Origin of the sequence: Frigoribacterium sp. Leaf172 (assembly GCF_001424285.1) — a bacterium.
Classification (GTDB): domain Bacteria; phylum Actinomycetota; class Actinomycetes; order Actinomycetales; family Microbacteriaceae; genus Frigoribacterium.
In genome coordinates, this window is sequence record NZ_LMPB01000007.1 from 21,845 (window position 1) to 28,610 (window position 6,766).

At 74.0% G+C, this 6,766-nt stretch carries 7 protein-coding genes; 6 read left to right on the forward strand and 1 reads right to left on the reverse strand.

The window, feature by feature from the left end; all coding sequences use genetic code 11:
* The first annotated feature begins 129 nt into the window (after positions 1–129).
* From ASF89_RS15125 to ASF89_RS15150, 6 genes are all read left to right on the forward strand, one after another.
* Positions 130–1,137: an iron-siderophore ABC transporter substrate-binding protein gene (locus tag ASF89_RS15125; RefSeq protein WP_055816378.1), complete on the forward strand. Its 1,008-nt coding sequence runs from the start codon at positions 130–132 to the stop codon at positions 1,135–1,137.
* Positions 1,134–2,024, forward strand: coding sequence for a siderophore-interacting protein (locus tag ASF89_RS15130; RefSeq protein WP_055816381.1), 891 nt, complete (start codon positions 1,134–1,136; stop codon positions 2,022–2,024). The genes ASF89_RS15125 and ASF89_RS15130 overlap by 4 nt, the downstream gene beginning before the upstream one ends.
* Before the next feature lie 50 nt (positions 2,025–2,074).
* Positions 2,075–2,434: a hypothetical protein gene (locus tag ASF89_RS15135; RefSeq protein ID WP_156357463.1), complete on the forward strand. Its 360-nt coding sequence runs from the start codon at positions 2,075–2,077 to the stop codon at positions 2,432–2,434.
* A gap of 4 nt (positions 2,435–2,438) precedes the next feature.
* Entirely contained in the window at positions 2,439–3,317 is an 879-nt protein-coding gene (locus tag ASF89_RS15140; RefSeq protein ID WP_055816387.1) for an endonuclease/exonuclease/phosphatase family protein, read from the forward strand.
* A gap of 137 nt (positions 3,318–3,454) precedes the next feature.
* Positions 3,455–4,738: a hypothetical protein gene (locus ASF89_RS15145; protein WP_055816391.1), complete on the forward strand. Its 1,284-nt coding sequence runs from the start codon at positions 3,455–3,457 to the stop codon at positions 4,736–4,738.
* 180 nt (positions 4,739–4,918) lie between these two features.
* Complete coding sequence (locus ASF89_RS15150; RefSeq protein ID WP_055816394.1) at positions 4,919–5,551, forward strand: hypothetical protein; 633 nt, start codon at positions 4,919–4,921, stop codon at positions 5,549–5,551.
* Here ASF89_RS15150 and ASF89_RS15155 read toward each other — a convergent pair.
* A complete protein-coding gene (locus ASF89_RS15155) occupies positions 5,541–6,500 on the reverse strand; it encodes a glycosyltransferase family A protein (RefSeq protein ID WP_055816398.1) in 960 nt (319 codons plus the stop codon). The genes ASF89_RS15150 and ASF89_RS15155 overlap by 11 nt on opposite strands.
* Positions 6,501–6,766 lie beyond the last annotated feature (266 nt).

Here is a 6,766-nt window from a genome sequence, read left to right on the forward strand (position 1 = left end):
GCGCGGTCGAGCCGCTGCCGGCTGACGGCGGGGCGGACGACCCTCCGCCGACCGACCCGCGGGTCGTCCGCATCACCCCGGTCGCCCACCTCGTCCTCCTCCCCACCACCCCGATCTCCCTAGGAACTCATGCGCCGCACACTCCCCCTCGTCTCCGTCCTCGCCGTCGCCGCCCTGGCCCTCGCCGGGTGCTCGGCCGACTCCGACTCCGACTCCGACTCGGGCTCCGGCTCGGGCGGAGGAGGCGCCTCCGGCGGGTTCCCCGTCACGGTCGAGACGGCCTTCGGGGACGTCCGGATCGATGAGAAGCCGCAGCGCGTCGTCGCCCTCGGCTGGGGCGACGCCGAGACCGCTCTCGCCCTCGGCGTGCAGCCCGTCGGAGCGTCGGACTGGCTGGCCTTCGGCGAGGAGAACGACGGCGTCGGGCCGTGGGCGCAGGGCCTGTACGACACGTCGCCCGAGATCATCGGCACCCTGGAGCCCTCGTACGAGGCCATCGCCGCCCTCGAGCCCGACATCATCCTCGACACGAAGGGCTCGGGCGACCAGGAGCGCTACGACCGTCTGTCGAGCATCGCCACGACCATCGGCGTGCCCGAGGGCGGCGCGAACTACCTGACCGACTTCGAGGACCAGATGGACCTCGTCTCCACCGCCCTCGGCGAGGAGGCCGAAGGCGACCGGCTCGTCGAGCGGAGCGAGGCGGCCGTCGAGGCCACCGCCGACGCGCACCCCGAGTGGGACGACCTCACCGTCACCGCCGCCACGAAGACCAGCGAGGGCTGGGGCGCCTACATCGAGGGATCCGAGCGGGTCGACCTGCTCGAGGAGCTCGGCTTCGACCAGAACCCCGAGATCGCCGCCCTCACCCCGAATTCGAGCGGCTTCTCGGTCAGCATCTCGTCGGAGCAGCTCGACCTGATCGACGCCGACGTGATCGTGGCGTTCCCGATCTTCATCGACACCACCGAGATCACCGACGACCCCCAGTGGAAGCAGCTCGACGCGGTGACGGCCGGACACGACGTCGTCATCGACGGCGACATCTCGTCCGCCTACTCGCTCGGCACCTCGCTCGCCCGCGACTACGCCCTCGAGCAGCTGGTCCCGCTGCTCGAGGCGGCGACCACGCGATGACGACCGGGGACTCCGCGACCGGAGGGGCGGCGGCGACCGGCACCGCGCCTCCTCGGCGGCCGGCTCGGACGCAGCACGTCTTCGTCGTCGACCGGACCGAGCGGGTGTCGCCGCACCTCGTGCGCGTGCACCTCGGCGGGCCGGCCTTCGACGAGTTCGCCGACGCGGGCGGCGAGCAGCTCGCCGCGACCGACCGCTACGTGAAGCTCCTGCTGGCACGACCCGGACTCGGGCTGCAGCCGCCGTTCGACCTCGACGCCCTGCGCTCCGAGCTGTCGCCCGGCGATCTGCCCGTGCGGCGGACGTACACGATCCGGCTCGTCGATCGCGTCGCCCGCACCATCGCGATCGACTTCGTCGTGCACGGCGACGAGGGGGTCGCCGGCCCGTGGGCCCTCGCCGCGAGACCGGGCGACCGGCTCTCCATGTCGAGCCCCGGCGGACTCTGGTCGCCGAGCGACGACCCCGAGGTGGGGCATCTGCTGCTCGCCGACGACTCGGCCCTGCCCGCCGTGGCCTCGGCCCTCGAGTCGATGCCCGAGCACGCGCACGGGCTCGCCCTCGTCGAGGTCGACACCCCCGACGACGAGCTCGACCTCGCCCGCCCGTCGGGCGTCGAGCTCCGCTGGCTGCACCGACGGGGCGCCGCGACGCCCGGGTCGCTGCTGATCGCCGCCCTGCGCTCGCTCGAGACCCCCACGGGGCCGGTGACCGTCTTCGCCCATGGCGAGCGGGGAGCCATGAAGGAGGCGCGGGCCGTGCTGCAGGACGACTGGCGACTCGACCGCACCGCCCTCTCGCTGTCGGCCTACTGGGCCCTCGGACGCGCCGAGGATCGGTTCCAGGCCGAGAAGCGGGAGCCCGTCGGAGCGATCTTCACGGACTGATCCCACGGTCGTGGTGCGCGGACGGTCGACGACAGGCGCAAGATATCTTCGTGCAGAATGTGCAGAACGACCTGATGTCGCCCGAGAAGAACGTCCAGCGGATCATGTGGACGGGGACCCTGTGGTTCATGGCCGCGGTGGGGAGCGTCGCCGTCGGGCTCGGCCTGCTGGTCTCGTCGGGCTGGCGACCGAGCGTGCTGCCCACCGGGCTCGCCGTGCTGTTCTGGGCCGCGTTCGGCCTCGTCGCCCTCAGCATCGGGCTGATCGGCTGGTCGGGCTGCCCCATCCTCGAGGTCGACGTGCCCACGGCGGACCGCAACAAGACGTTGACCATGCAGGGCGGCACGCTGTTCTTCATCGTCGGCATGACGGCGGCGACCGTCGCGGTGCTGCTCGGCCCGGCCTCGTGACGGCATGACCGTCGCGCCGGGCGCTGGCGACGATCGGCCGACCATCGGCCCGACGCCCGCGCCCGATCTGCACGTCATGACGTTCAATCTGCGACGGCGGCTGCCCGCTCTGCGACCCGGCGGCCCCGATCGCTGGAGCCGGCGGGCCCCGCTGGTGGCGCGCCTCCTGGAGTCCGAGTCGCCCGCCGTCCTCGCCGTGCAGGAGGTCATGCCCGACCAGTCGGCGGAGCTCGCCGCGATGCTCGGCGACCGCTACACGGCGATCGGCAGCGGACGCGATCGCCGCCGCGGTGACGAACGGGTCGAGATCCACGTCGACGCCGAGCGGTCGAGCGTGCTCTCGTCGCGCATCTGGTGGATGTCGGATCGACCCGACGTGCCGGGGTCGCGCGGGCCGGGAGCACTGTTCGCCCGCGTGGTCGTGCAGGTCGAGCTGTCCGACCGCGCGACCGGGGCGCGGTTCCATGTCATCGCCGTGCACGTCGACCCGTTCTCGCGTCGGGCCGGACTCGACTCGGCCCGTCGGCTGCGCGCCGTCGTGGAGGGTCTCGACGGCCCGGTCGTGGTGCTCGGCGACTTCAACGCCCGCGACGACTCCCCCTCGCACGACGAGCTGACCCGCGGGGGCCTCCTGGTCGACGCGCGGACGGCGGCCGACCACCTCGTCGACCCCGGGTGGGGCAGCTGGTCGCACTACGGCCCGCCGCGGCCCGGAGGCCGCCGACTCGACTGGATCCTCGTCAGCCCCGACGCCGAGGTCTCGACCGCCGGCGTGGGCGCCCCGCGCTACGGCGGGGCCGCCGCCTCCGACCACGACCCGGTGCACGCCGTGCTGCGCTGGCCGGCCGGGCGAGAGGCGGAACGTCCCCCGGAGGCGCGCTGACGGGGGACGGATCGGCAACGATCCGGCGTCGGAGTCCCCGTCGACTCGAACAGGGGGCCGTGCGGCCACCCCCGCGTCACCTAGGTTCGGACCGACGCGCCCGCTCGAGGTGCACGACCGTTCCAGGGGGAACACGCATGCCCAGATCACACCGCCTCCGCTCGGGAGCCGGCGCCGCCGCGCTCGTCGCCGCGATGGTCCTCGCCCCGACCGCCGCCCTCGCCGCCGAGACGCCCACCGCCGAGGCTCCGACCGACGTCGTGAGCGTCGGCCCCACGGCGACCCCGGTCGCCGTGCCGACCGATCCGGGCACCGTCGCCCCGGCCGACCCCGCCGCCCCGGCCGCCGACGCCGGCGACACGACCGGCGGCACGGTCGTCGTCGGGCAGCGCCCCGCCGCCGCACCCGCACCCGCCCCGAGCGCCACGCCCGCGCCGAGCGCGACGCCCGCGCCGACCCCGTCGGCCACGCCGACGCCCACGCCCGGTTCGGTCGTCGTCGTGCCCGGCGAGGACTCGGAGCCGACGGTCGAGGTCTTCAGCTCCGTCGCCACGCCCGGCGAGACCGTGTCCGTCTACGCCTACGGCTTCGCGGACGACGACGCCGTCTCGGTCGACGTCACCGGCCCGGCCGTGACCCCGTCGACGTCGTTCACCGTCTACTCGTACGAGGAGGACTTCGTCTTCGACTCCGCGGGCGAGGTCTCCTTCGACATGGACATCCCCGAGGACCTCGACCTCGGCGTGATCACCGTCACCGTCTCCGATGCCAGTGGCGCTTCGGAGTCGGCCGAGATCGACGTGCGCGAGCGCGTCCCCGCCCCGACCCTCTCCGTCCCGACCGGCGCGACGGCCGGCATCGTGACCATCACCGGCGCGGACGCCGTCCCCGGGTCCGCGGCCGGCGTGCTGGTCGCCGACGGCGAGATCGTCGATCTCCTGGCGTCCTTCGACGAGGAGGACGCGGTGCGCGAGAGCGTCGCCGCGGCCTCGGGCGACACGGAGGACATCCCCTTCGACACCGCGCCCGTCGCCTACGACCCCGACGAGCAGGTCGCGGTCGCGATCGTCCCCGTGGCCGCCGACGGCACCTTCACCGCGCAGTTCATCCTGCCCGCGGGGGACTTCGCCGCGCTCTCGCAGCTCGTGCTCGACGACGAGCAGGCCTACTTCTCGGACTCGTCGGAGTTCGCGCCGTTCTCGGTCGCCGAGGCCGCAGCCGCCGAGCCGACCCCGAGCGCCACCACTCCCCCGGCCGTGGTGCCGGCGGGAGGCGGCACCACCGTGGTGCAGCGCCCGGACGGGACGCTGGCCTACACGGGCGCCGACCAGGGCCTCTGGATCGCCGGCGCCGCTGCGCTGCTGGCGCTCGGCACCGCGCTGGTCGCCGTTCCGCGCCTCCGTCGCCGCTTCGGCCGCTGAGTCCCTGCGACCGCTGAGTCGAGCCGACCCACTCCGCGCCGTCCCGCTCCTCGCGGCGACCCGACCGACCCGCTCGGTCGGGTCGCTGCGAGGTGAGGGCGGCGCGTCGTCGTCTCACGATCCGGGCACGATGCGGGCCGGGATCGGGCGCGACGCCGCGAGGGCGAGTCCAATGGACTCATGATCGACACGTTCGTGCAGCGCCCGACCCGCCCGATGGAGTGGGCGGCCGACGCCGTCCGCGCCCTGGCCGCGCTCAGCGTCGTGGTCGTCGGGATCGGCTGGGGGTTCGTCGAGATCGCCGTGCTGATGCTGGCCCTCGCAGCCGTGCTCGTCCCGAGGTTCCTCGGTGTGCGCGCCGGATTCGACGTCATGGTCGGCGTGACCGTGCTCGTCGCCGCCTGGAGCAGCGTGTTCGAGCTCTACACCCGCGTCGACGGGTGGGACATCGTCGTGCACGTCGCCCTGAACGGCGTGCTCGCCGCGCTGGCCGTCATCGTGGCGCAGCTCGTCGGCTTCCTGCCGTCGCACGGGCACCGCGCCGGTCTGATCGTCTCGACGGTCGCCGTCGGCCTCGCCACCGGGGTCCTCTGGGAGATCGGCGAGTGGTGGGGGCACAACATCGTCGACGACGCCATCTACGTCGGCTACGACGACACCCTCGGCGACCTGGTCTCGGGCGGCGCCGGCGCCCTCGTCGCGGGCCTCGCCCTGCCGTTCCTCACCGCACGGAGCCGGCTGCGCACCGCCGATCGTCCGCTCGGCGACGCCGCGTCGACGACGCGGCACCCGGGCGCCTCCGTCAGCGGCTGACGTCGCGGGCGGACCCCTCGCGCTCGGTGCCGTCGCGGGGGCCGTCCCGCTGCCCGTCGCGACGGGCGCGATCGGCCGAGGCCGCGCCTCCTCGGGAGGATGCGGGAGGCGCGGCTCTCTCGTGCCGCGTCACCTCCGTCGGCAGGTGCCCCCCTCCCGAGACGACGTCGATCGCGTCGACCTTCCGCGTCAACCCGAGACGCCGGAACAGACCGGCCGGATCGGCCCGCAGCCAGCGCCACCAGGGCCGCCCGTCGACGCCGTGCACCGAGAAGGAGTGCAGCGCGCGGTAGGTCCGCAGCCAGGGGTCGTTGCGGACGCTCAGGGGCCGCGCGGAGATGCCGGTGACCACGTCGTGCCGATAGGCGATGCGCCCCTGCCCGGCGAGCTGGAGATCACCGAGGTGCACGGCCAGATCCATGTCGTCGTGGAGCATGACGTCGTGACGGTGCACCACGTCGCGCACCCGCAGCCAGGCGGAACGGCGCATCATCATCGTCGATCCGAAGAGCGGCCAGTGCGCGAGCCCCGCCCCGACGATCAGGTGGTACGCGCCCACGTAGAACGTCGACAGAGCGGCACCGGTCAGGATCGGAGCGTCGTAGAAGCGGGCGTTCGTGCTGACGGCCAGCACGTCGTCGTCGCCCTCGAAGGTCGCGACGAGCTCGGCCACCCAGTGGCGCGGCAGGACGCTGTCCGCATCGCAGCGACCGATCAGATCGGCCGTCGTCGAGTCGTATCCCGTGCTCGACGCGGCCGCGATGCCCACCTCGGACTCGGTGACGACCCGGGCGCCGTGACGGAGGGCGACCTCGACGGTGTCGTCGGTGCTGCCGTTGTCGACCACGACGACCTCGTCGGGGACGCGGGTCTGCCGCGCCAGCGACCTCAGGCACGCGTCGAGCAGGGCGCCATCGTCTCGAACGGGGACGACGACGCAGACGAGCACCCGCCCAGTCAACCCCGTCGGAGGCGATCCGGGGCGAGCGCCGCGCGGTGGCCGCCCGACCTCGGGCCGTCTGACCCGGGCGAACCGGGGCGGCCGGCCGCGGGCGGGTACGGGAAAACCCCACCCTGCCGGCCTGGTGAGGGCTGGCGGGGTGGGGTTCCACCGGCAACAGGGGTCCCGGCACGGGGCCGGGGCCCCTGTCGTCGTGATCGGGTGGTGCCGCCGCAGCGGCGCCGACTACTCGGTCGCGACGGTGATCTTCGCGA